This window comes from Caballeronia sordidicola (assembly GCF_000729995.1).
Taxonomy (GTDB): domain Bacteria; phylum Pseudomonadota; class Gammaproteobacteria; order Burkholderiales; family Burkholderiaceae; genus Caballeronia; species Caballeronia sordidicola_A.
On record NZ_JNFG01000036.1, the window covers coordinates 43028 to 66698 of the forward strand.

18 protein-coding genes, 4 tRNA genes and 2 rRNA genes are annotated in these 23671 nt (G+C 57.6%); all 24 read right to left on the reverse strand.

Going from position 1 to position 23671, the window contains the following annotated elements; genetic code table 11:
- Positions 1-2 precede the first annotated feature (2 nt).
- The gene (gene rplW, locus FH08_RS0128290) at positions 3-317 is read right to left on the reverse strand and encodes a 50S ribosomal protein L23 (protein ID WP_031361581.1); all 315 of its coding nucleotides are present in this window, start codon (positions 315-317) and stop codon (positions 3-5) included.
- Positions 314-934 carry a 50S ribosomal protein L4 gene (gene rplD, locus FH08_RS0128295; protein WP_031361582.1) on the reverse strand — a complete coding sequence of 207 codons (621 nt, stop codon included), beginning with the start codon at positions 932-934 and terminating at the stop codon, positions 314-316. The genes rplW and rplD overlap by 4 nt, the downstream gene beginning before the upstream one ends.
- A complete protein-coding gene (rplC, locus tag FH08_RS0128300) occupies positions 934-1593 on the reverse strand; it encodes a 50S ribosomal protein L3 (RefSeq protein WP_031361583.1) in 660 nt (219 codons plus the stop codon). The genes rplD and rplC overlap by 1 nt, the downstream gene beginning before the upstream one ends.
- A gap of 186 nt (positions 1594-1779) precedes the next feature.
- Positions 1780-2091, reverse strand: a complete 312-nt coding sequence (gene rpsJ, locus FH08_RS0128305; protein ID WP_031361584.1) for a 30S ribosomal protein S10 — start codon at positions 2089-2091, stop codon at positions 1780-1782.
- Positions 2092-2229: 138 nt separating this feature from the next.
- Positions 2230-3420: an elongation factor Tu gene (gene tuf / locus FH08_RS0128310; protein WP_031361585.1), complete on the reverse strand. Its 1191-nt coding sequence runs from the start codon at positions 3418-3420 to the stop codon at positions 2230-2232.
- A 52-nt stretch (positions 3421-3472) separates the two neighbouring features.
- Positions 3473-5575 carry an elongation factor G gene (gene fusA, locus FH08_RS0128315; protein WP_031361586.1) on the reverse strand — a complete coding sequence of 701 codons (2103 nt, stop codon included), beginning with the start codon at positions 5573-5575 and terminating at the stop codon, positions 3473-3475.
- Between the two features lie 134 nt (positions 5576-5709).
- Positions 5710-6180 (reverse strand): 30S ribosomal protein S7, encoded by a 471-nt coding sequence (gene rpsG, locus FH08_RS0128320; RefSeq protein ID WP_031361587.1) that lies wholly within the window; start codon positions 6178-6180, stop codon positions 5710-5712.
- Positions 6181-6419: 239 nt separating this feature from the next.
- The gene (rpsL, locus tag FH08_RS0128325; protein ID WP_031361588.1) at positions 6420-6797 is read right to left on the reverse strand and encodes a 30S ribosomal protein S12; all 378 of its coding nucleotides are present in this window, start codon (positions 6795-6797) and stop codon (positions 6420-6422) included.
- Positions 6798-7012: 215 nt separating this feature from the next.
- A complete protein-coding gene (recQ, locus tag FH08_RS0128330) occupies positions 7013-8860 on the reverse strand; it encodes a DNA helicase RecQ (protein ID WP_031361589.1) in 1848 nt (615 codons plus the stop codon).
- 191 nt (positions 8861-9051) lie between these two features.
- Complete coding sequence (gene rpoC / locus FH08_RS0128335; protein WP_031361590.1) at positions 9052-13299, reverse strand: DNA-directed RNA polymerase subunit beta'; 4248 nt, start codon at positions 13297-13299, stop codon at positions 9052-9054.
- Between the two features lie 21 nt (positions 13300-13320).
- A complete protein-coding gene (gene rpoB / locus FH08_RS0128340) occupies positions 13321-17427 on the reverse strand; it encodes a DNA-directed RNA polymerase subunit beta (RefSeq protein WP_031361591.1) in 4107 nt (1368 codons plus the stop codon).
- Positions 17428-17793: 366 nt separating this feature from the next.
- Positions 17794-18162 carry a 50S ribosomal protein L7/L12 gene (gene rplL / locus FH08_RS0128345; RefSeq protein ID WP_031361592.1) on the reverse strand — a complete coding sequence of 123 codons (369 nt, stop codon included), beginning with the start codon at positions 18160-18162 and terminating at the stop codon, positions 17794-17796.
- A 75-nt stretch (positions 18163-18237) separates the two neighbouring features.
- Complete coding sequence (gene rplJ, locus FH08_RS0128350) at positions 18238-18768, reverse strand: 50S ribosomal protein L10 (RefSeq protein ID WP_051888606.1); 531 nt, start codon at positions 18766-18768, stop codon at positions 18238-18240.
- A gap of 298 nt (positions 18769-19066) precedes the next feature.
- Entirely contained in the window at positions 19067-19762 is a 696-nt protein-coding gene (rplA, locus tag FH08_RS0128355) for a 50S ribosomal protein L1 (protein WP_031361594.1), read from the reverse strand.
- Positions 19763-20194 (reverse strand): 50S ribosomal protein L11, encoded by a 432-nt coding sequence (rplK, locus tag FH08_RS0128360; RefSeq protein ID WP_031361595.1) that lies wholly within the window; start codon positions 20192-20194, stop codon positions 19763-19765.
- 156 nt (positions 20195-20350) lie between these two features.
- Positions 20351-20908, reverse strand: coding sequence for a transcription termination/antitermination protein NusG (gene nusG / locus FH08_RS0128365; RefSeq protein ID WP_031361596.1), 558 nt, complete (start codon positions 20906-20908; stop codon positions 20351-20353).
- Position 20909: 1 nt separating this feature from the next.
- Positions 20910-21290, reverse strand: coding sequence for a preprotein translocase subunit SecE (secE, locus tag FH08_RS0128370; RefSeq protein ID WP_031361597.1), 381 nt, complete (start codon positions 21288-21290; stop codon positions 20910-20912).
- Between the two features lie 34 nt (positions 21291-21324).
- Positions 21325-21400: transfer RNA gene (locus FH08_RS0128375), tRNA-Trp, on the reverse strand.
- Between the two features lie 74 nt (positions 21401-21474).
- Positions 21475-22665, reverse strand: coding sequence for an elongation factor Tu (gene tuf, locus FH08_RS0128380; RefSeq protein WP_031361585.1), 1191 nt, complete (start codon positions 22663-22665; stop codon positions 21475-21477).
- 66 nt (positions 22666-22731) lie between these two features.
- A tRNA-Thr gene (locus tag FH08_RS0128385) sits at positions 22732-22806 on the reverse strand.
- A gap of 12 nt (positions 22807-22818) precedes the next feature.
- Positions 22819-22892, reverse strand: a tRNA-Gly gene (locus tag FH08_RS0128390).
- A gap of 36 nt (positions 22893-22928) precedes the next feature.
- Positions 22929-23014, reverse strand: a tRNA-Tyr gene (locus tag FH08_RS0128395).
- A gap of 162 nt (positions 23015-23176) precedes the next feature.
- Positions 23177-23289, reverse strand: a 5S ribosomal RNA gene (gene rrf / locus FH08_RS0128400).
- A gap of 182 nt (positions 23290-23471) precedes the next feature.
- Positions 23472-23671: ribosomal RNA gene (locus FH08_RS0128405) — 23S ribosomal RNA — on the reverse strand; the annotation flags it as partial.

Genomic DNA, 23671 nt, shown 5'->3' on the forward strand with positions numbered 1-23671 from the left:
GATTACTTGGCCTCCGCTTCAAAGTTGATTTCCTGGCCGGGCTTCAGGCAGACATACGCCTTCTTCACGTCCTTGCGCTTGCCCATGAAGCGGCCAAAGCGCTTGGCTTTACCCTTCGTGACCAGCACGTTGACGGAATTGACTTCTACCTTGAACAGCAGCTCGACAGCAGCCTTGACTTCCTGCTTCGTGGCATCGGGCGCGACTTCGAACACAACCTGCTCGTTCTTGTCGGCCACCAGTGTCGCCTTTTCGGAGATCACCGGCGCGAGCAGGACCTGCATCAAACGATGATCGTTCTTGCGAATCTCGCTCATGACAGCAACTCCTCGATCTGGGCGACCGCAGCCTTCGTAATCACGATCTTCTTGAAGTAGATCAACGAGAGCGGGTCGGCGTAACGCGGCTCGACAACGGCCACGTGGGCCAGATTGCGCGACGCGAGGTACAGGTTTTCGTCGACCGTGTCAGTGATAACCAGGACAGACTCCAGACCCATTGCCTTGAATTTTTCGGCCAACAGCTTGGTCTTCGGCGCTTCAAGGGTCATCTCGTCGACGACCACGATGCGACCTTCGCGAGCCAGCTGCGAATAGATCGAGCAGAGACCTGCGCGATGCATCTTCTTGTTGACCTTGTGCGAAAAGTTTTCTTCCGGCGAATTCGGGAAGATCCGGCCACCGCCGCGCCACAACGGGCTCGACGACATACCGGCACGAGCGCGGCCCGTACCCTTTTGACGCCACGGCTTCTTGGTCGTGTGCTTGACTTGCTCACGATCCTTCTGCGCGCGGTTACCGCTACGTGCGTTGGCTTGATAGGCCGTGACGACCTGATGGATCAGGGCTTCGTTGTAATCGCGACCGAACACGACGTCCGATGCGTTAACACCCGTGCCTTCCTGACCATTGGCGCTCAGGAGCTTAAGTTCCATTATTTCGCTCCTTTCACAGCGCGAGCCTTGACAGCCGGCGTCACGAAGACCTTACCGCCCTTGGCACCAGGAACAGCGCCACGGACCAGCAACAGATGACGGTCGGTGTCGATACGAGCGATCACGAGGTTTTGCACCGTAACCGTTTCGTCGCCCATGTGACCCGTCATGCGCTTACCCGGGAAAACACGACCCGGATCCTGCGCCATACCGATCGAACCAGGGACGTTATGCGAACGCGAGTTACCGTGCGAGGCGCGACCAGATTTGAAGTTGTGGCGCTTGATGGTACCGGCGTAGCCCTTACCGATCGACACGCCTTGCACGTCGACTTTCTGGCCCACTTCGAAGATGTCCGTACCGATCACAGTACCGTTCGACAGCTCGGCAGCCTTAGCGGAATCGATTTGGAATTCTTTGAGAACTTCACCAGCTTGTACGCCGGCTTTGGCAAGGTGACCTGCCAGCGGCTTCGTCACGCGCGATGCGCGGCGAGTGCCGAATGCAACTTGAACGGCGATGTATCCATCCGTTTCTACAGACTTGATCTGCGTCACTCGGTTGTCCGACACGTCCAATACGGTGACGGGAATCGAATCCCCTTCAGGCGTAAAGATACGGGTCATGCCAACCTTGCGACCTACGAGTCCAAGGCTCATCGTTTTCTCCATTCCCAACTGCGATTGGTCGGGGCTGATTTACAAAATGCCGGTTGATCCATAAGAATCACACCGACTTTTTTGCGCAAATGCGCGAAAAGCCTTGGAGTATAACAAGGCTTTTCGTTTTCCGCAAGCAATCAAAGACTTAGCGTCGCTCCTCGCGAGCGCAACGCCGGGTGAAACTTATTGCAACTTGATTTCCACATCGACGCCAGCCGGCAGGTCGAGCTTCATCAACGCGTCGACGGTCTTGTCCGTCGGATCGACGATGTCCATCAGGCGTTGGTGAGTGCGGATTTCGAGCTGATCGCGCGACGTCTTGTTGACGTGCGGCGAACGCAGGATGTCAAAACGTTGGATACGGGTCGGCAGCGGCACCGGACCACGTACGATTGCGCCAGTCCGCTTAGCCGTATCGACGATTTCAGCTGCCGATTGATCGATCAGACGATAGTCGAAAGCCTTCAGGCGAATGCGGATTTTCTGGTTTGCCATGACAATTCCTTGAAAGAACGAGACGGTGTTGCACCGTCGATTTGGTAAAAGAGCATGGAGCCGGGCACGCGTAAGGTACGTGCGCCCGGCTCCGGGCACGACTACGAACTACAGCTTTTTTGAAGCAAGCTCAGGATTTTACGCCAGAACCTTGGCCACGACACCAGCGCCGACGGTACGACCGCCTTCACGGATAGCGAAGCGCAGACCTTCTTCCATCGCGATCGGAGCGATCAGCTTCACCGTGATCGACACGTTGTCGCCCGGCATGACCATTTCCTTGTCCTTCGGCAACTCGATCGAACCCGTTACGTCCGTGGTACGGAAGTAGAACTGCGGGCGATAGTTGTTGAAGAACGGCGTGTGACGACCGCCTTCGTCCTTGCTCAACACATACACTTCAGCCGTGAAGTGCGTGTGCGGCGTGATCGAACCCGGCTTGGCCAACACCTGGCCACGTTCCACGTCTTCACGCTTCGTGCCGCGCAGCAAAATACCCACGTTGTCGCCCGCTTGACCTTGGTCCAGGAGCTTCCGGAACATTTCCACGCCCGTGCACGTCGTCTTCACCGTCGGCTTGATGCCGATGATTTCGATTTCTTCGCCAACCTTCACCACACCGCGCTCGATACGACCCGTCACCACCGTGCCGCGACCCGAGATCGAGAACACGTCTTCCACCGGCATCAGGAACGAACCGTCAATTGCGCGTTCCGGCGTCGGGATGTACGTGTCCAGTGCGTCGGCCAGGTTCATGATCGCCACTTCGCCCAGTTCGCCCGTGTCGCCTTCCAGCGCCAGTTTGGCCGAACCCTTGATGATCGGCGTTTCGTCGCCCGGGAAGTCATACTTCACCAGAAGCTCACGCACTTCCATTTCAACCAGTTCCAGCAACTCGGCGTCGTCCACCATGTCGCACTTGTTCAGGAACACGATGATGTACGGCACGCCAACCTGACGAGCCAACAGGATGTGCTCACGCGTTTGCGGCATCGGGCCGTCGGCCGCCGAACACACCAGGATCGCGCCGTCCATCTGCGCTGCACCCGTAATCATGTTCTTCACATAGTCGGCGTGTCCCGGGCAGTCAACGTGCGCGTAGTGACGCGCTGCCGTTTCGTACTCGACGTGGGCCGTGTTGATCGTAATGCCACGTGCCTTTTCTTCCGGCGCCGCATCGATCTGGTCATACGCCTTCGCTTCGCCGCCGAACTTCTTCGACAACACCGTCGCGATTGCTGCCGTCAGCGTGGTCTTGCCATGGTCGACGTGACCAATCGTGCCTACGTTGACGTGCGGCTTGGTCCGTTCGAATTTACCTTTTGCCATGATTACCTTCTTTCAAATATGTTGATCGGTTAAAGACTTTTGGCTTACCGAATTACTTGGATTTCGCGTTGATGATCGCTTCTGCCACGTTTCGCGGAGCTTCAGAATAGTGCTTGAATTCCATCGTGTACGTAGCGCGACCTTGCGTCGCCGAACGCAGCGACGTCGAGTAGCCGAACATTTCCGACAGCGGGACTTCAGCGCGCACGATCTTGCCGCCGCCAATCATGTCTTCCATACCCTGGACGATACCGCGACGGCTCGACAGGTCGCCCATCACGTTGCCCATGTAGTCTTCCGGCGTTTCGACTTCGACAGCCATCATCGGTTCGAGGATGACCGGGCTCGCCTTGCGCATTGCGTCCTTGAACGCCATCGAACCGGCCATGCGGAACGCATTTTCGTTCGAGTCAACGTCGTGGTACGAACCGAACGTCAGGTGAACCTTGACGTCCACCACCGGGAAGCCTGCCAGCACGCCAGCCTTCAGCGTTTCAATAATGCCCTTGTCCACCGCCGGGATGTACTCGCGCGGAATCACGCCGCCCTTGATCTCGTCCAGGAACTCGTAGCCTTTGCCCTGCTCATTCGGCTCAAGTGTAATGACAACGTGGCCATACTGGCCGCGTCCGCCCGACTGCTTGACGAACTTGCCATCGACGTCTTCCGCCTTGCCACGGATCGTTTCACGATACGCGACTTGCGGCTTGCCAACGGTTGCTTCAACGCCGAACTCACGACGCATGCGGTCAACCAGGATTTCCAGGTGCAGCTCGCCCATACCCGAAATGATGGTCTGGCCCGACTCTTCGTCGGTCTGAACGCGGAACGACGGGTCTTCCTGAGCCAGGCGGTTGAGCGCGAGGCCCATCTTTTCCTGGTCAGGTTTCGTCTTCGGTTCCACTGCCTGCGAAATCACCGGCTCCGGGAAAATCATCCGTTCCAGAACGATCGGATGTGCCGGATCGCACAGCGTGTCGCCCGTGGTTGCGTCTTTCAAGCCAACCGCAGCGGCGATGTCGCCGGCGTGCACTTCCTTGATTTCTTCGCGCTGGTTTGCGTGCATCAGCAGAATACGGCCGAGACGTTCTTTCTTGTCCTTGGTCGCGTTCAGTAGCGTTTCGCCCGACTTGGTCGTACCCGAGTACACGCGGAAGAAGATCAACTGGCCGACAAACGGGTCCGTCATGATCTTGAACGCGAGTGCTGAGAACTTTTCGTCGTCAGCTGCACGACGCTCTTCGCGCGCGCCGTCTTCCAGTTCGCCCAAAACCGGCGGAATGTCGATAGGTGACGGCAGGAAGTCGAGCACAGCATCCAACATGCGTTGCACGCCCTTGTTCTTGAACGCGGTGCCGCACAGCATTGGCTGGATTTCGCAAGCAATCGTACGATCACGAAGACCCTTCACAATTTCCTCTTCGGACAATTCGCCCGTTTCGAGGTACTTGTTCATCATTTCTTCGTTGGCTTCAGCCGCGGCTTCAACCATCTTTTCACGCCATTCGTCGCACGTATCCTTCAGCTCAGCCGGGATTTCTTCGTACGAGAACTTGGTGCCTTGGGACGCTTCATCCCAAATGATCGCCTTCATCTTGATCAGGTCGACCACGCCCGTGAACGTCTCTTCCGCGCCAATTGGCACTACGACAGGAACGGGGTTCGCCTTCAGACGCAGCTTGAGCTGGTCATAGACCTTGAAGAAGTTCGCGCCGGTACGGTCCATCTTGTTGATGAACGCGAGACGGGGAACCTTGTACTTGTTAGCCTGGCGCCATACGGTTTCCGACTGGGGCTGAACGCCGCCCACAGCGCAATAAACCATGCACGCACCGTCGAGCACACGCATGGAACGCTCAACTTCAATGGTGAAGTCAACGTGTCCCGGGGTGTCGATGATGTTGATGCGGTGCTCGGGGCGGTCGCCAGCCATGCCTTTCCAGAAGGCCGTCGTTGCTGCCGACGTGATGGTGATGCCGCGCTCCTGCTCCTGCTCCATCCAGTCCATCGTTGCTGCGCCGTCGTGAACTTCACCGATTTTGTGGTTCACGCCCGTATAAAACAGGATGCGCTCGGTCGTCGTCGTTTTGCCGGCGTCGATGTGAGCGCTAATACCGATATTACGGTAGCGCTCGATAGGTGTCTTGCGAGCCACTTTGAATCCTTAATTGGGTCGACGCGACCGACACATGCCGGTTGCGCCCTAACACAAACGGGCGAGGCGCTTTGTAAGCGCACCCGCCCGGAGGTTTTTCCGTTCGTCCCAGGTCGGGAGGCCTAAAAACAGCCTTAGAAGCGGAAGTGCGAGAACGCCTTATTGGCTTCTGCCATCCGGTGAACTTCGTCGCGCTTCTTCATCGCGCCGCCACGGCCTTCCGCGGCTTCCGAAAGCTCACCTGCGAGACGCAGGGCCATCGACTTCTCGCTGCGCTTCTTCGCAGCTTCGCGCAACCAACGCATCGCCAATGCCATACGACGCGACGGACGCACTTCGACTGGAACTTGATAGTTCGCACCACCAACGCGACGGCTCTTCACTTCGACCACCGGCTTCACGTTGTTGAGCGCACCCGTGAACACTTCCAGCGGGTCCTTGCCACCCTTGGTCTGGATCTGTTCAAAAGCACCATAAACGATACGCTCGGCAACCGACTTCTTGCCCGACAGCATGATCACGTTCATGAACTTGGCTACATCTACGTTGCCGAATTTCGGATCCGGCAAAATGTCCCGTTTGGGGACTTCGCGACGACGCGGCATGTTTCTTCCTTTGATTTTTCAGTTGGAGCCGTGCTTTTTTTGCACAAGCCCCGCGGTCACCAACAAACCCGATCCATCTAAACGCGCAATTTCGTGCGTACTGCTCTGCGCATTGCTACGACTAACCAGCTTGGCCGGGTGACCACTTACTCGACAGCACCGGCACTTCCGGCACCACCGCTTGAACGCCCCGTTAAGGGCAACCTGTATGAATCACGTACAACTCGACCAGCAAAAATTTACTTGGCCTTAGCGCGCTTCGCACCATACTTCGAGCGAGCTTGCTTACGGTCCTTGACGCCCTGGGTATCCAGCGAGCCGCGAACCATGTGGTAACGCACACCCGGCAAGTCTTTCACACGACCGCCGCGAATCAGCACGACCGAGTGTTCCTGCAGGTTGTGGCCTTCACCACCGATGTACGAAATAACTTCGAAACCGTTCGTCAGACGAACTTTTGCAACTTTACGAAGTGCCGAGTTCGGCTTCTTCGGCGTCGTCGTGTACACGCGAGTGCACACGCCGCGACGCTGCGGGCAGTCCTGCAAAGCCGGCGACTTGCTCTTCACTGTTTCTGAAGCGCGGCCTTTGCGAACCAATTGATTGATGGTTGGCATTGTCTATTCCTGAATTGATAAAAATCGACGCTCCCGTTTCGGGCAAAGCAAAACGGACTGCGCATCGAGCACTCCAGCTCTTGTTCGTGCATGCGAGGAAAACCCGAGGGCATACCTCTTAGCAGATCCAAGAACGAGAACCTAGCATCATAGTCTGAAATTCCCAATGCGGTCAACAGCTTGGGTGTCGCTCAGGGTGATCAGACCGTTAAAAGTTAGTTCGCGCCAACGACTTCGAGCAATTCGTCGCCGAAACGCTCGAGTTTCCGCGCACCGATCCCCGGGATCTGGCTGAGATCTTCAATGGAATCGGGCTCATTGCGCGCGATCTCGGCGAGCGTCGCGTCGTGGAAAATAACGTAGGCTGGCACGCCATCGCTTTTCGCCATGCTCGCGCGCCAAGCGCGCAAGCGTTCCCAGCGCGCCTTGATGCGTGGCGACATGCCCGCCGTGGGATCCGCACGTTCGCCGGTTCGGCTCGACGACTGCCTCGTGCGCGTCGGCTTCACGTACTTTCGGAGCGTCACGTTCTGCTCGCCCTTGAGCACGGCCTTGCTTGCCTCAGTGAGGATCAGCGCACCGAATCCGTCATGGTCGACAGCGAGGTAGCCGAACGCGACCAATTGGCGAAACACCGCGCGCCATTCCTGCTCGGACAACGCCGCGCCCAGTCCGAACGTAGACAATTTTTCATGACCGCGCTGAAGCAGTTTCTCAGACCGGCTACCACGCAGAATGTCGATTAGATGACCCGCGCCGAAATGGTACCCACTGGCTTTATGCGCCCGGTACACGCAAGACAGCGCCATCTGCGCCTCGCGGGTCGCATCCCACGATTCAGGCGGCTCGAGGCAGGTATCGCAATTGCCGCACGGCTGGCTGGCCTCACCAAAATAACCCAGCAAGCGCACACGCCGGCACGACGCCGCTTCGCAAAGACCAAGCAGCGCGTCGAGCTTGCCGCCTTGCACGCGCTTGTGGGTATCGTCCGCGTCGGACTCGTCGATCATCTTGCGCTGCTGCACCACGTCGCCAAGGCCGTACGCCATCCACGCGTTCGCCGGCATGCCGTCACGGCCCGCGCGCCCGGTTTCCTGGTAATAGCCTTCCACGCTCTTCGGTAGATCCAGATGCGCCACGAACCGCACGTCCGGTTTATCGATACCCATGCCGAAAGCGATCGTCGCGCACATCACGATGCCCTCTTCGCGCTTGAACATTTCCTGATGCCGCTGGCGGATTTCGTACTCCATGCCCGCGTGATACGGGAGCGCACGCACGCCTTGGCTCTTAAGCCAGTCCGCGGTTTCCTCCACCTTGCGCCGCGACAGGCAATAGATCACGCCAGCGTCAGTGGTTTTGTCCGGGTTCGTATGCTCGGCGCGAATGAAATCCAGCAATTGCGCCCGCGCGTTGTCCTTCTCCACGATCCGATACCGAATGTTCGGACGGTCAAAGCTGGAGACGAAAATGCGGGCATCATCCAACGCCAGGCGATGCACGATTTCATCGCGCGTGATGGCGTCGGCGGTGGCCGTCAGCGCGATCCGCGGCACCGATGGAAACCGCTCATGCAGCACTGACAGCTGGATATATTCCGGCCGGAAATCGTGCCCCCATTGCGACACGCAATGCGCTTCGTCGATGGCAAACAAGCCAATGCGCACGCTCTCGATCAACTCGAGGAAACGGGGCGTCATCAGGCGCTCCGGTGCGACATACAGCAGGTCGATTTCCCCGTTACGTAACGCGCGCTCAGTTGCAGCAGCTTCGGCGCCAGTGAGCGTGGAATTCAGGCACGCAGCACGCACACCGACTTCTCTCAAGGCTGCCACCTGATCCTGCATTAACGCAATCAATGGCGACACAACTATCCCAGCGCCGAAACCGGCTTCACGCCTTAACAAAGCGGGAATCTGATAACACAGCGACTTACCGCCGCCGGTCGGCATGAGCACGAGCGAGTCCCCGCCAGCGGCCACATGATCGACGATATCACCCTGCTGCCCTCGGAAAACGGGGTAGCCAAATACTTCCTTGAGAATTTCGAGCGAACGGGACATGGGGAAGACGGAGTGCGCCAGAGCGTGAGTGCCCCGATTTTACCAACGACCGCGCCGTAAGACCGCCGAATGCCTCAACGTTAGCCAATCGATAGAGCAAAAAAAGCCGCCCGGTATAACCCGGGCGGCTTCTCGTACTAGCAGATCAGTCGTTAAAGCCCGGACCTGGAAAAAGGCCCGAACTCCAGAACTTACTCCGCTGGATGTTGCTGTTCTGCAGGTGCGACAGGTGCAGCCTCAGGCGTGCCGAAATCGAACGATTCTTCCGCTGCAATCTGGTCGAAGCGTTGACGATCCGACAACTCGCGGCTCTTGCGTGCCTTGTGGAACGCGAGACCTGTACCGGCCGGAATCAGACGGCCGACGATCACGTTTTCCTTCAGACCGCGCAAATCGTCGCGCTTGCCCATGATGGCCGCTTCGGTCAACACGCGCGTCGTTTCCTGGAACGAAGCTGCCGAGATGAACGAATCGGTCGAGAGCGATGCCTTCGTAATACCCAGCAGCACGTTCTCGTAGGTCGCAGGGATCTTGTCTTCGGCAGCCATCCGGTCGTTCTCGTCCAGCATGTCCGAACGCTCAACTTGTTCGCCCATGATGAAACGCGTATCGCCGTTATCGGAGATCTGCACGCGGCGCAACATCTGACGCACGATCACTTCGATATGCTTGTCGTTGATCTTCACGCCCTGCAGACGGTACACGTCCTGCACTTCGTCCACGATGTAGCGAGCCAGCGCTTCAATACCCTGCAAACGCAGAATGTCGTGCGGATCGGCCGGGCCATCAACAATCATTTCGCCCTTGTTGACGACCTGACCATCGTGCACCAGCACCTGCTTTTCCTTCGTGATCAGGAACTCGTGCTGTTCCCCTTCCACGTCGGTAATAACGAGACGCTGCTTGCCCTTCGTGTCCTTACCAAACGACGTCGTACCCGTGACTTCCGCCAAAATGCCGGCGTCCTTCGGCGAGCGCGCTTCGAACAGTTCGGCCACACGCGGCAGACCACCGGTAATGTCACGCGTCTTCTGCGCTTCAACCGGGATACGTGCCAGCACTTCACCCACCTGCACTTGCTGACCGTCCTTCACGGTGATCAGTGCGCCGACCTGGAAGCCGATCTGCACCGAATGCTCGGTGTTCGGGATCTTGACTTCTTCGCCTTGCGCATCGAGCAGCTTCACTTGCGGACGAACGCTCTTCGCCGCTTGCGAACCGCGACGCTTCACGTCGATCACGACGAGCGTTGAAAGCCCCGTCACATCGTCGATCTGCTTCGCCACCGTCACGCCTTCTTCGACGTTTTCGAACTTCACCGTACCGCCCCACTCGGTGATGATCGGACGGGTCAACGGATCCCATTGAGCCAGTTGTGCACCAGCCTTGATCTGCGCGCCGTCCAGTTGCAGCAACGTTGCGCCGTACGGGATTTTGTGACGTTCGCGCTCACGACCGAGGTCGTCGGCAATGATCGCCTCGCCCGAACGCGAGATGACGATCTGCTCGCCCTTCGCATTCGTGACGTAACGCATCGTTGCCGTGAAACGCACCGTACCGTTCGACTTCGCTTCCACCGACGAAGCGATCGCCGCACGTGACGCCGCGCCACCGATGTGGAACGTACGCATGGTCAGCTGCGTGCCCGGCTCACCAATCGACTGAGCAGCGATCACACCCACCGCTTCGCCGACGTTCACCCGCGAGCCACGACCCAGGTCGCGGCCATAGCACGAAGCGCACAGGCCGTAACGCGTTTCGCAGGTCAACGGCGTGCGCACGCGCACTTCGTCGATACCCAGGCGTTCGATTTCATCGACCATGTCTTCGTCGAGCAACGTGCCCGATTCGTACAGCGTTTCCTGCGATTCCGGATTGACGACGTCCGCCACCGTCACGCGGCCGAGAATCCGGTCACGCAAGGCTTCGACAACTTCGCCGCCTTCAACCAACGCCTTCATTGCCACGCCGTTCGTCGTGCCGCAATCGTCTTCGACCACGACCAGATCCTGCGTCACGTCAACGAGACGACGCGTCAGGTAACCCGAGTTCGCCGTCTTCAACGCCGTATCGGCCAGGCCTTTACGTGCACCGTGCGTCGAGATGAAGTACTGCAACACGTTCAAGCCTTCACGGAAATTCGCCGTGATAGGCGTCTCGATAATCGAGCCGTCCGGCTTCGCCATCAGGCCACGCATACCGGCCAGCTGACGAATCTGAACAGCGGATCCACGAGCGCCCGAGTCGGCCATCATGTAGATCGAGTTGAACGATTCCTGCTTCGTCTGATTACCGTCGCGGTCGACCACGGGTTCCGTAGCCAACTGCTCCATCATCGCCTTGCCGACCGCTTCCGACGTTGCCGACCAAATGTCGACCACATTGTTGTAGCGCTCTTGCGAGGTAACGAGACCCGACATGTACTGACGGTCGTATTCCTTCACCTTCTTGGCAGCATCGCCGACGATCTGTTCTTTCTGCGGCGGCACGAGCATGTCGTCGACGCAAATCGAAATACCGGCGCGCGTAGCAAGACGGAAACCCATCTGCATCAGCTGGTCGGCGAAGATCACCGTTTCGCGCAGACCGCACTTGCGGAATGCCGTGTTGATCAGGCGCGAAATTTCCTTCTTCTTAAGCGGTCGATTCAGCACCGAGAACGGCAGTCCTGGCGGCAGAATTTCCGAAAGAATGGAACGTCCAACGGTGGTTGCGTACAGCGTGATCTTCGGCACGAACTTCGGTGCACCTTCGCTTTGATCCGGGTTGTGAATGTTTTCCGTAATCCGGACATTCACCCGCGACGCCAGCTCGACTTCCTTGTTTTCGTACGCGCGGATCGCTTCCGACACGCCCGTGAACGTCATGCCTTCGCCCTTGCCATTCACCGCTTCACGCGATGCGTAGTAAAGACCCAGCACAATATCCTGCGACGGCACGATCGACGGATCGCCGTTGGCCGGGAACAGGACGTTGTTCGACGCCAGCATCAGCGTGCGCGCTTCCATCTGCGCTTCCAGCGACAGCGGCACGTGAACAGCCATCTGGTCACCGTCGAAGTCGGCGTTGAACGCCGCGCAAACGAGCGGATGCAGCTGAATAGCCTTACCTTCGATCAGCACCGGCTCGAAAGCCTGAATGCCAAGACGGTGAAGGGTAGGCGCGCGGTTCAGCATCACCGGATGTTCGCGGATCACTTCTTCCAAAATATCCCACACAACAGCCGTCTGGTTCTCGACTTCCTTCTTCGCAGCCTTGATGGTGGTAGCAACACCCATCACTTCCAGCTTGTTGAAGATGAAAGGCTTGAACAGTTCGAGTGCCATCAGCTTCGGCAGGCCGCACTGATGCAGCTTGAGCGTCGGGCCCACCACGATCACCGAACGGCCCGAATAGTCAACGCGCTTACCGAGCAAGTTCTGACGGAAACGACCGCCCTTACCCTTGATCATGTCAGCGAGCGACTTCAGCGGACGCTTGTTCGCGCCGGTCATTGCCTTACCGCGACGACCGTTGTCGAGCAGCGAATCGACGGCTTCCTGCAGCATCCGCTTTTCGTTACGGACGATGATTTCAGGCGCCTTCAACTCGAGCAGACGCTTCAACCGGTTGTTACGGTTGATCACGCGGCGATACAAGTCGTTCAGGTCGGACGTAGCGAAACGGCCACCGTCCAGCGGCACGAGCGGGCGCAGTTCCGGCGGCAGCACCGGCAGCACTTCCAGCACCATCCAGTCCGGCTTGATGCCCGAACGCTGGAATGCTTCAAGCACTTTCAGGCGCTTCGCGTATTTCTTGATCTTCGCTTCCGAACCCGTGTTCTTGAGTTCGGTGCGCAGCACTTCGACCTGTTCGTCGATATTGATCGCGCGCAGCAACTCACGCACGCCTTCCGCGCCCATCTCGGCACGGAATTCGTCGCCGTATTCTTCGACCTTATTGTAGTAATCCTCTTCCGTCATGATCTGCCGCGCTTTCAGCGGCGTCATGCCCGGTTCGATCACCACGTACGCTTCGAAATACAGCACGCGTTCGATGTCGCGCAGCGTCATGTCGAGCACCATGCCCAGACGCGACGGCAGCGACTTCAAAAACCAGATGTGCGCAACCGGCGAGGCCAGTTCAATGTGGCCCATCCGTTCACGACGCACCTTGGCGAGCGTGACTTCAACGCCGCACTTTTCGCAGATCACGCCGCGGTGCTTGAGGCGCTTGTACTTGCCGCACAGGCACTCATAGTCCTTGATCGGGCCAAAAATCTTGGCGCAGAACAGGCCATCGCGTTCCGGCTTGAAGGTCCGGTAGTTGATGGTTTCAGGCTTCTTCACTTCGCCGAAGGACCACGACCGGATCTTGTCCGGCGAGGCCAGACCGATCTTGATCGCGTCAAAAACTTCAGGTTGTTGGACTTGCTTGAATAGATCGAGCAGAGCTTTCATTGCGTCTCTCCAGTAGTCCGATTAGTTCCGGTCCAGGTCGATGTCGATACCGAGCGACCGGATTTCCTTCACCAACACATTGAACGACTCAGGCATGCCGGCGTCGATCACGTGGTCACCCTTGACCAGGTTTTCATACACCTTGGTACGACCCGCCACGTCATCCGACTTAACAGTCAGCATTTCTTGCAGCACGTACGAAGCGCCATATGCTTCGAGCGCCCACACTTCCATCTCACCGAAACGCTGGCCACCGAACTGCGCCTTACCACCCAGCGGCTGCTGCGTGACGAGCGAGTACGGTCCAGTCGAACGAGCGTGCATCTTGTCGTCGACCAGGTGATGCAGTTTCAGGTAATGCATGTAGCCCACCGTGACCGTCCGTTCGAACGGTTCACCCGTGCGGCCGTCGCTCAACTGCACCTGATTCTTCGACTTCGTCATGCCCAACTGCTTCGCGATGTCGTCAGGGAACGCCAGATCCAGCGCACGTTCCATTTCGCCTTCCGTCGCGCCGTCGAACACCGGCGTTGCAAAAGGAACACCTTCGCGCAGGTTCTTCGCCAGTTCGACGATTTCGTCGTCAGTGAAGTTGTCCAGCTCTTCCTTACGGCCCGACTCGTTGTAGATCTTGGTCAGGAACGCACGCAGCTCTTCAATCTTGGTCTGACGCTGCAGCATTTCGCCGATACGCCATCCCAGACCCTTCGCGGCCCAGCCCAGATGCACTTCGAGAATCTGACCCACGTTCATCCGTGACGGCACGCCGAGCGGATTCAGCACGACGTCGGCCGGACGGCCATCGGCCATGTACGGCATGTCTTCGATCGGCACGATCTTCGACACAACACCCTTGTTACCGTGACGGCCGGCCATCTTGTCGCCCGGTTGCAGACGACGCTTGACAGCCAGGTACACCTTGACCATCTTCAGCACGCCCGGCGGCAGTTCGTCGCCTTGCGTCAGCTTCTTGCGCTTTTCTTCGAACGCCAGATCGAACTGGTGACGCTTTTGTTCGATCGAGTCCTTGATAGCTTCGAGCTGCGCCGCTGCTTCTTCGTCCGCGAGGCGGATGTCGAACCAGTGGTAGTGATCCAGATCTTCCAGGTACGGCAGGTCGATCTTCGTGCCCTTCGCCAGCTTCTTCGGACCGCCGTTCGCGACCTTGCCGTTGAGCATACGGGCGAGACGCGAGAACGCGTCGCCTTCCACAATGCGCAGCTGATCGTTCAAGTCCAGGCGATAACGTTTCAGTTCGTCATCAATAATCTGCTGTGCACGCTTGTCACGCGTAATGCCTTCGCGCGTGAAAACCTGCACGTCGATCACCGTGCCGCTCATGCCCGACGGCACGCGCAGCGACGTATCCTTCACGTCCGACGCCTTCTCACCGAAGATTGCGCGCAGCAGCTTTTCTTCCGGCGTCAGCTGGGTTTCGCCCTTCGGCGTGACCTTGCCGACCAGCACGTCGCCCGCTTCCACTTCAGCGCCAATGTAGACAATGCCCGACTCATCGAGACGGCCGAGTTGCACTTCAGCCAGGTTCGAGATGTCGCGCGTGATTTCTTCCGGTCCGAGCTTCGTGTCGCGTGCAACCACATTCAGTTCTTCGATGTGGATCGACGTGTAGCGATCTTCAGCAACGACCTTCTCCGAGATCAAGATCGAATCTTCGAAGTTGTAGCCGTTCCACGGCATGAACGCGACGAGCATGTTCTGGCCAAGCGCGAGCTCGCCCAGATCAGTCGATGCACCGTCGGCCACGACGTCGCCACGGCCCACCTTGTCGCCGACCTTTACGATCGGACGCTGGTTGATGTTCGTGTTCTGGTTCGAACGCGTGTACTTGATCAGGTTGTAGATGTCGACACCGACTTCGCCGGCAACCGCTTCATCGTCGTTCACGCGAATCACGATACGGCCAGCATCGACGTAATCGACGATACCGCCGCGTTCCGCCTGAACCGTCGTACCCGAGTCGACCGCCACCGTACGCTCAATACCCGTACCGACCACAGCCTTTTCAGGACGCAGGCAAGGAACGGCCTGACGCTGCATGTTCGAGCCCATCAATGCGCGGTTCGCGTCATCGTGTTCAAGGAACGGAATCAGCGAAGCAGCCACGGACACGATCTGCGAGGGCGCCACGTCCATGTACTGGATGCGGTCCGGTGTGACCATCAGCGTCTCGCCCGCTTCACGCGACGAAACCAGCTCGTCGGTCAGCGTGCCGCCTTCGCCCAGCGACGCGTTCGCCTGAGCGATCACGTAGCGGCCTTCTTCAATCGCCGACAGATAATCGATCTGATCCGTCACCTTGCTGTCGACCACTTTCCGATACGGCGTCTCGAGGAAACCGTATTCGTTCAAGTGCGCGTACAGCGCCAGCGAGTTGATCAGCCCGATGTTCGGACCTTCCGGCGTTTCAATCGGGCACACACGGCCGTAGTGAGTCGGGTGCACGTCGCGGACTTCAAAGCCTGCGCGTTCACGCGTCAAACCGCCCGGTCCAAGAGCCGAAACACGGCGCTTGTGGGTGATTTCCGACAACGGATTCGTCTGGTCCATAAACTGCGACAACTGCGACGAACCGAAGAACTCACGAATGGCCGATGAAATCGGCTTCGAGTTGATCAGGTCGTGCGGCATCAGGTTTTCGCTTTCAGCCTGACCCAGACGTTCCTTCACAGCCCGCTCCACGCGCACGAGGCCTGCGCGGAACTGGTTCTCAGCCAACTCACCTACGCAACGCACACGACGATTGCCCAAGTGATCGATGTCATCGACTTCGCCCTTGCCGTTACGCAGCTCGACCAAAATCTTGATGGTCGCGAGGATGTCGTCGTCTTCCAGCGTCATCTTGCCGACGATCTCGTCGCGGCCCACGCGACGGTTGAACTTCATACGACCTACCTTCGACAGGTCGTATGCGTCTTCGCTGTAGAACAGGCGGTTGAACAGCGCTTCAACGGCTTCTTCCGTCGGCGGTTCGCCCGGACGCATCATGCGATAGATCGCGATACGTGCAGCCATGCGGTCAGCGGTTTCATCGATACGCAGCGTCGACGAAATGTACGGACCTTGATCCAGATCGTTCGTGTAGAGCGTCTGGATGTCCTTGACCTTCGATTCGCGCAGCTTCTCGAGCACCATTTCGGTGATCTCGTCGTTGGCGTTCGCGATCACTTCACCCGTTTCGCCGTCGACCACATTCTTTGCCAGCACGCGGCCGAGCAAATAGTCTTCCGGTACCGAGATGAACTTCGTCTTTGCCGCTTCGAGGTCACGAATGTGCTTCGCGTTGATCCGCTTGTCCTTCTGGACGATGACGGCGCCTTCGCGATCCTGGATGTCGAAGCGCGCGACTTCACCGCGCAGGCGCTCCGGCACGAATTCCATTTGCGCGCCTTCGCCCATCAAGGCGAAGTTATCGAATACGAAGAAGTTCGCGAGGATCTGTTCCGGCGTCAGGCCAATGGCCTTCAGCAGGATCGTCACAGGCATTTTCCGGCGACGGTCGACGCGGAAATACAGCACATCCTTCGGATCGAATTCGAAGTCGAGCCACGAACCACGGTAAGGGATGATACGAGCCGAGAAAAGCAGCTTGCCCGAGCTGTGCGTCTTGCCCTTGTCGTGCTCGAAGAACACGCCAGGCGAACGGTGCAGCTGGGACACGATCACGCGTTCCGTACCGTTGATGACGAACGAACCGGTCGGCGTCATGAGCGGCATTTCGCCCATGTAGACTTCCTGTTCCTTCACTTCCTTGACGACCGGCTTGCTCGGCGATTCCTTGTCGAGCAGCACCAGGCGCACTTTGGCACGCAAGGCGGAGCAGTACGTCAGGCCACGCTGCTGGCATTCCTTGATGTTGAACGCCGGCGGCGAGAGCATGTAGCTGACGAATTCGAGACGCGCAAAACCATTGTGCGAAACGATCGGGAACACCGATGAAAATGCTGCTTGCAGTCCTTCTGCCTTGCGCTGAGTCCCGATGGTCTCGGCTTGCAGAAATGTGCTGAATGATTCAAGCTGGGTTGCCAGCAAGAAGGGAACCTGGTGAACGATGGGGCGTTTCGCGAAACTCTTGCGAATACGCTTCTTCTCGGTGAAGGAATATTGCATACGATCTCCGAATCACGGCGGGCGTTGCCGAGGCGGGATACCTCGATGACACGACCCGGTGTTCACCGACTGAGACTCGTCATACGTCCAGGGAGGGACGACGAGCCTAGAAGCTTGGTGGTTGGCCGCTACCAACCGCTGGCTGACGGCAGCGGATGCCTATGTTTCCCGCTACCCGACCAAACTTGCCTTCTGCAGTCGCTTCAGAAGACAAAGAAAAGAATCGGTAAAATCATCTGACCGGTGTTTTTCTTTGGCTTCTATGAGGTTCTTGTTGCCGAAACCGGCGACTTAAAACGTTGTCCCCACAAAGCAGAAAAAGGCCGGCGGTCATAGACCGCCAGCCTTAGCAAAGCGCAGCGAAACTTACTTGATTTCAGCCTTCGCGCCTGCTTCTTCCAACTTCTTCTTCGCTTCTTCAGCAGCAGCCTTCGGTACCGCTTCCTTAACAGGCTTCGGTGCACCGTCAACCAGGTCCTTCGCTTCCTTCAGGCCGAGACCCGTCAGTTCGCGAACAGCCTTAATCACCGATACCTTGTTTGCGCCGATTTCGACCAGGTTCACCGTGAACTCGGTCTGCTCTTCGACAACAGCAGCGGCACCAGCGGGGCCAGCAACAGCAACTGCTGCAGCCGACACGCCAAACTTCTCTTCGAACGCCTTGACCAGCTCGTTCAATTCCAGAACCGACATCGAGCTTACTGCTTCGAGGATGTCATCTTTTGCGATTGCCATTTGAAATACTCCTAAATTGAATTCGGATACAGCCAGCGATCTTGTAAGCCTAACCAGGCAACCAAGCGCAGTACGTTAAGCAGCGACTTCCGGCTCAGCTTCAGCCGGAGCTTCAGCGCCGCCACCCTTTTGCGCAGCGAGCGCGGCCAGGGCGCGCGCGAAGCCGGCAACAGGAGCTTGCATGACGTACAACAGCTTGGAGAGCAGTTCTTCGCGGCTCGGGATGTTGGCGAGTGCTTGCACAGCCGCCTTGTCCATCACGTTGCCTTCGTAGGAACCGGCCTTGATGATCAACTTGTCATTGGTTTTGCCGAAGTCGTTAACGACCTTGGCAGCAGCAATTGCATCTTCCGAGATGCCGTAGATCAAAGGACCAGTCATCTGCTCGGCCAGCGCAGCGAACGGGGTACCTTCCACGGCGCGACGCGCCAACGTGTTTTTCAACACGCGGAGATACACCTGTTGCTCGCGAGCCCTTGCGCGCAGCTTGGTCAGATCGCCAACCGCAATTCCACGATACTCAGCGAGCACCATCGTCTGAGCCTTCGCAACTTGCGCGGCGACTTCAGCGACAACTGCCTGCTTGTCTTCTTTGTTCAGTGGCACGGTTAAACCTCCAGATTCGATGCGCCAACTTAGCGCACCGCGTTCAACAACGGCGTCCGACCTGTCAGGAGTATTTCGACCGGCTAGTGCGCATCTCACGACACGCGACAACCGACTTCAACCACGCCAAAACTGTTACGGGTTCGCCATCTGCGTTGGCTTGCATTAAGGTCACGCCCAACTGCTGCGCTTCCGCCAACGGTCTTTGACAACCGGTTGCTCGCCAACTTCAGCTCACAACCGCCCAAAGCCCTTAACACCGGCTAACACGAGATCGTGTCATCCAGCGCATGATTCTTTACTGCGAGAGCGTGGAATGATCCACACGCACGCCGACACCCATGGTGCTCGACAATGCGATCTTGCGCAGATACACGCCCTTGCTGGTCGCCGGCTTAGCCTTTTGAAGAGCTTCCACCAGTGCCGACAGATTCTTACGCAACGACGCCGGCTCAAACGAAGCACGGCCGATGGTTGCGTGGATGATCCCGCCCTTGTCGACGCGGAACTGCACCTGACCAGCCTTTGCGTTGCGAACAGCTTGAGCAACGTCAGCGGTAACCGTACCGACCTTCGGGTTCGGCATCAGGCCGCGCGGGCCAAGAATCTGACCGAGCGTACCGACAACGCGCATTGTGTCCGGCGAAGCGATCACAACGTCGAAGTTCAGGTTACCGGCCTTGACTTGTTCAGCCAGGTCTTCCATACCGACGATTTCTGCGCCAGCTGCACGAGCCTGCTCAGCCTTTTCGCCTTGCGCAAACACAGCAACGCGAACCGACTTGCCGGTGCCTGCGGGCAACACGACCGAACCGCGAACCACTTGGTCCGACTTCTTCGCATCGATGCCGAGCTGCACAGCTACGTCGATGGATTCATCGAACTTCGCGCTTGCGCACTCTTTCACGAGGGAAAGAGCATCGTCGACGGGATACAGCTTCATGCGATCGACCTTGGAGGCGAACGCTTTAAGACGCTTAGAAAGCTTAGCCATTTACACGCCCTCCACGGTGATGCCCATCGAACGGGCGCTGCCGGCGATCGTACGGACCGCTGCGTCCAGATTCGCTGCCGTCAGGTCAGGCATCTTGGTCTTTGCGATTTCTTCAGCTTGAGCGCGCGTGATGTTACCGACCTTGTCAGCATTCGGCTTCGGCGAACCCTTCGCAATACCTGCGGCCTTCTTGATCAGAACGGTAGCCGGCGGCGTCTTCATGATGAACGTGAAGCTCTTGTCCGCGAATGCCGTAATAACCACCGGCACGGGCAGACCCGGCTCCATCGCTTGAGTCTGCGCGTTAAACGCCTTGCAGAACTCCATGATGTTCAGGCCGCGCTGGCCCAGTGCCGGACCAACCGGCGGTGACGGATTGGCTTTACCTGCAGGAATCTGCAGTTTGATAAAGCCGATGATTTTCTTTGCCATGTTGAAAACCTCTGCAGAACGCGTTAGCGTTCGGTGAGTGATAACGCGCGCTCGCCAAAAACGGCTACTGACGCTCCTCAACAGTCATAACGCGGACTGTAAGCGCGAACCGCGCTACGAAGTTGACACTTCGAGCGCGGGGAAAAACGAATGCTTTTAAACCTTCTCGACCTGACCAAATTCCAATTCAACCGGGGTCGAGCGCCCAAAAATGGTGACGGATACACGAACGCGCGATTTCTCGTAGTTCACTTCCTCAACGTTGCCGTTGAAGTCCGTGAACGGGCCGTCCTTGACCCGAACCATTTCGCCCACTTCGAAGAGCGTTTTGGGACGCGGTTTTTCCACGCCTTCTTGCATCTGCGACATGATCTTTTCCACTTCACGCGGAGAGATCGGGCTCGGACGATTACGCGCCCCGCCAACAAAACCCGTCACCTTGGCAGTATTTTTTACCAGGTGCCACGTTTCATCCGTCATTTCCATTTCAACGAGCACGTAGCCCGGAAAGAAACGACGCTCTGTTACAGACTTGTGGCCGCCCTTCACTTCCACGACTTCTTCGGTCGGGACGAGGATTTGACCAAACTGATCCTGCATGCCAGCGCGGTCGATGCGCTCCTGAAGCGCACGTTGCACGCTCTTCTCCATGCCGGAGTAGGCGTGCACGACGTACCAACGTTTTCCGCTCGGTGATGCCGGTGCTTCGCTCATATCATCTCCAACCCAGAATTACCGAGAATATCACCCACTCAATCGACTTATCGCTAAGCCACAAGAAGATTGCCATGATCAGCACAAATGCGAAGACCACCAGCGTGGTTTGCGTGGCTTCCTTACGCGTCGGCCACACCACCTTGCGGACTTCTTTGTACGAATCTTTGGCAAAGGCGATAAAACCCTTTCCCGGTGCGGAGAGAAGACCGACCGCAACACCCGCGATCAAGCCGACAGCCAGCGCGGCGCCGCGAACGTACCACTCCTGGCCACCCAGCCAGAAGAAACCTACGAACCCGGCCAAGACCAACAATACGCCCGCGGTCAACATCAACTTGTCGCCGGAAGTATTTACAGTTTCGACGGAAGGATTCGCCATAACACCTTAAGCAGCGCCCGGAGACGCAAGATTGTGGCAGGGGCAGAGGGAATCGAACCCCCAACCTTCGGTTTTGGAGACCGACGCTCTGCCAGTTGAGCTATACCCCTAAACCATTTGGGGTCAGCAATTTCGCTAACCCCGAAAACTACAGACCATCGAGCAATTTCTGGCGTTGCTCGACTTACGCGAGAACCTTGGCCACGACACCAGCGCCGACGGTACGACCGCCTTCACGGATAGCGAAGCGCAGACCTTCTTCCATCGCGATCGGAGCGATCAGCTTCACCGTGATCGACACGTTGTCGCCCGGCATGACCATTTCCTTGTCCTTCGGCAACTCGATCGAACCCGTTACGTCCGTGGTACGGAAGTAGAACTGCGGGCGATAGTTGTTGAAGAACGGCGTGTGACGACCGCCTTCGTCCTTGCTCAACACATACACTTCAGCCGTGAAGTGCGTGTGCGGCGTGATCGAACCCGGCTTGGCCAACACCTGGCCACGTTCCACGTCTTCACGCTTCGTGCCGCGCAGCAAAATACCCACGTTGTCGCCCGCTTGACCTTGGTCCAGGAGCTTCCGGAACATTTCCACGCCCGTGCACGTCGTCTTCACCGTCGGCTTGATGCCGATGATTTCGATTTCTTCGCCAACCTTCACCACACCGCGCTCGATACGACCCGTCACCACCGTGCCGCGACCCGAGATCGAGAACACGTCTTCCACCGGCATCAGGAACGAACCGTCAATTGCGCGTTCCGGCGTCGGGATGTACGTGTCCAGTGCGTCGGCCAGGTTCATGATCGCCACTTCGCCCAGTTCGCCCGTGTCGCCTTCCAGCGCCAGTTTGGCCGAACCCTTGATGATCGGCGTTTCGTCGCCCGGGAAGTCATACTTCACCAGAAGCTCACGCACTTCCATTTCAACCAGTTCCAGCAACTCGGCGTCGTCCACCATGTCGCACTTGTTCAGGAACACGATGATGTACGGCACGCCAACCTGACGAGCCAACAGGATGTGCTCACGCGTTTGCGGCATCGGGCCGTCGGCCGCCGAACACACCAGGATCGCGCCGTCCATCTGCGCTGCACCCGTAATCATGTTCTTCACATAGTCGGCGTGTCCCGGGCAGTCAACGTGCGCGTAGTGACGCGCTGCCGTTTCGTACTCGACGTGTGCCGTGTTGATCGTAATGCCACGTGCCTTTTCTTCCGGCGCTGCATCGATCTGGTCATACGCCTTCGCTTCGCCGCCGAACTTCTTCGACAACACCGTCGCGATTGCTGCCGTCAGCGTGGTCTTGCCATGGTCGACGTGACCAATCGTGCCTACGTTGACGTGCGGCTTGGTCCGTTCGAATTTACCTTTTGCCATTTTCGACTCCTAACAGGAATTTTTCCGTACCTTGCGCCGCGCGCAAACAGTGTGGACTAGTGTTGCTGGTGCCCATGAGCAGGATCGAACTGCTGACCTCTCCCTTACCAAGGGAGTGCTCTACCACTGAGCCACATGGGCGGACCTTGATGCTGGAGCGGGTGAAGGGAATCGAACCCTCGTCATAAGCTTGGAAGGCTTCTGCTCTACCATTGAGCTACACCCGCTTGGGTCTAACGATTCCCGACGCTTGCTACATGTTCTGGTGGAGGAGGCTGGATTCGAACCAGCGTAGGCGTAAGCCAACAGATTTACAGTCTGCCCCCTTTAGCCACTCGGGCACCCCTCCGCAGAGAACTGACGATTATGGGGGAACAACACTGCTGTGTCAAGCTTTCAGCGCGTTCAGCATAATCGATGCCTCTCACTTATAGGTATTACGAAACGCAAAAACCCCACCTTTATGGGGTGGGGTTTTTGTTTAGCTGCGGTGAGTTGCAGCGAATGAGGAGCCTGACGATTACCTACTTTCACACGGGTATCCGCACTATCATTGGCGTGGAGTCGTTTCACGGTCCTGTTCGGGATGGGAAGGGGTGGTACCAACTCGCTATGGTCATCAGGCATGAGGGGGTGTTGCGCTGATTTGTGGTCAACGCAACCAATCTGGGGAAGAAGTAGTCGAGTTCACTCTTTGAGGAGTGCCTCGTTGTTACTGGTGTTGCTTTGGGTTGTGTTTAGTACTGGCACAACACTGATCTCAACCTAGGTGTATGGGTACTGAACCCGTGAAACACACTGGTTATAGGATCAAGCCTTACGGGCAATTAGTATCAGTTAGCTTAATGCATTACTGCACTTCCACACCTGACCTATCAACGTCCTGGTCTAGAACGACCCTTCAAGGAGCTCGAAGCTCCAGGGATATCTCATCTCAAGGCGAGTTTCCCGCTTAGATGCTTTCAGCGGTTATCTCTTCCGAACATAGCTACCCGGCGATGCCACT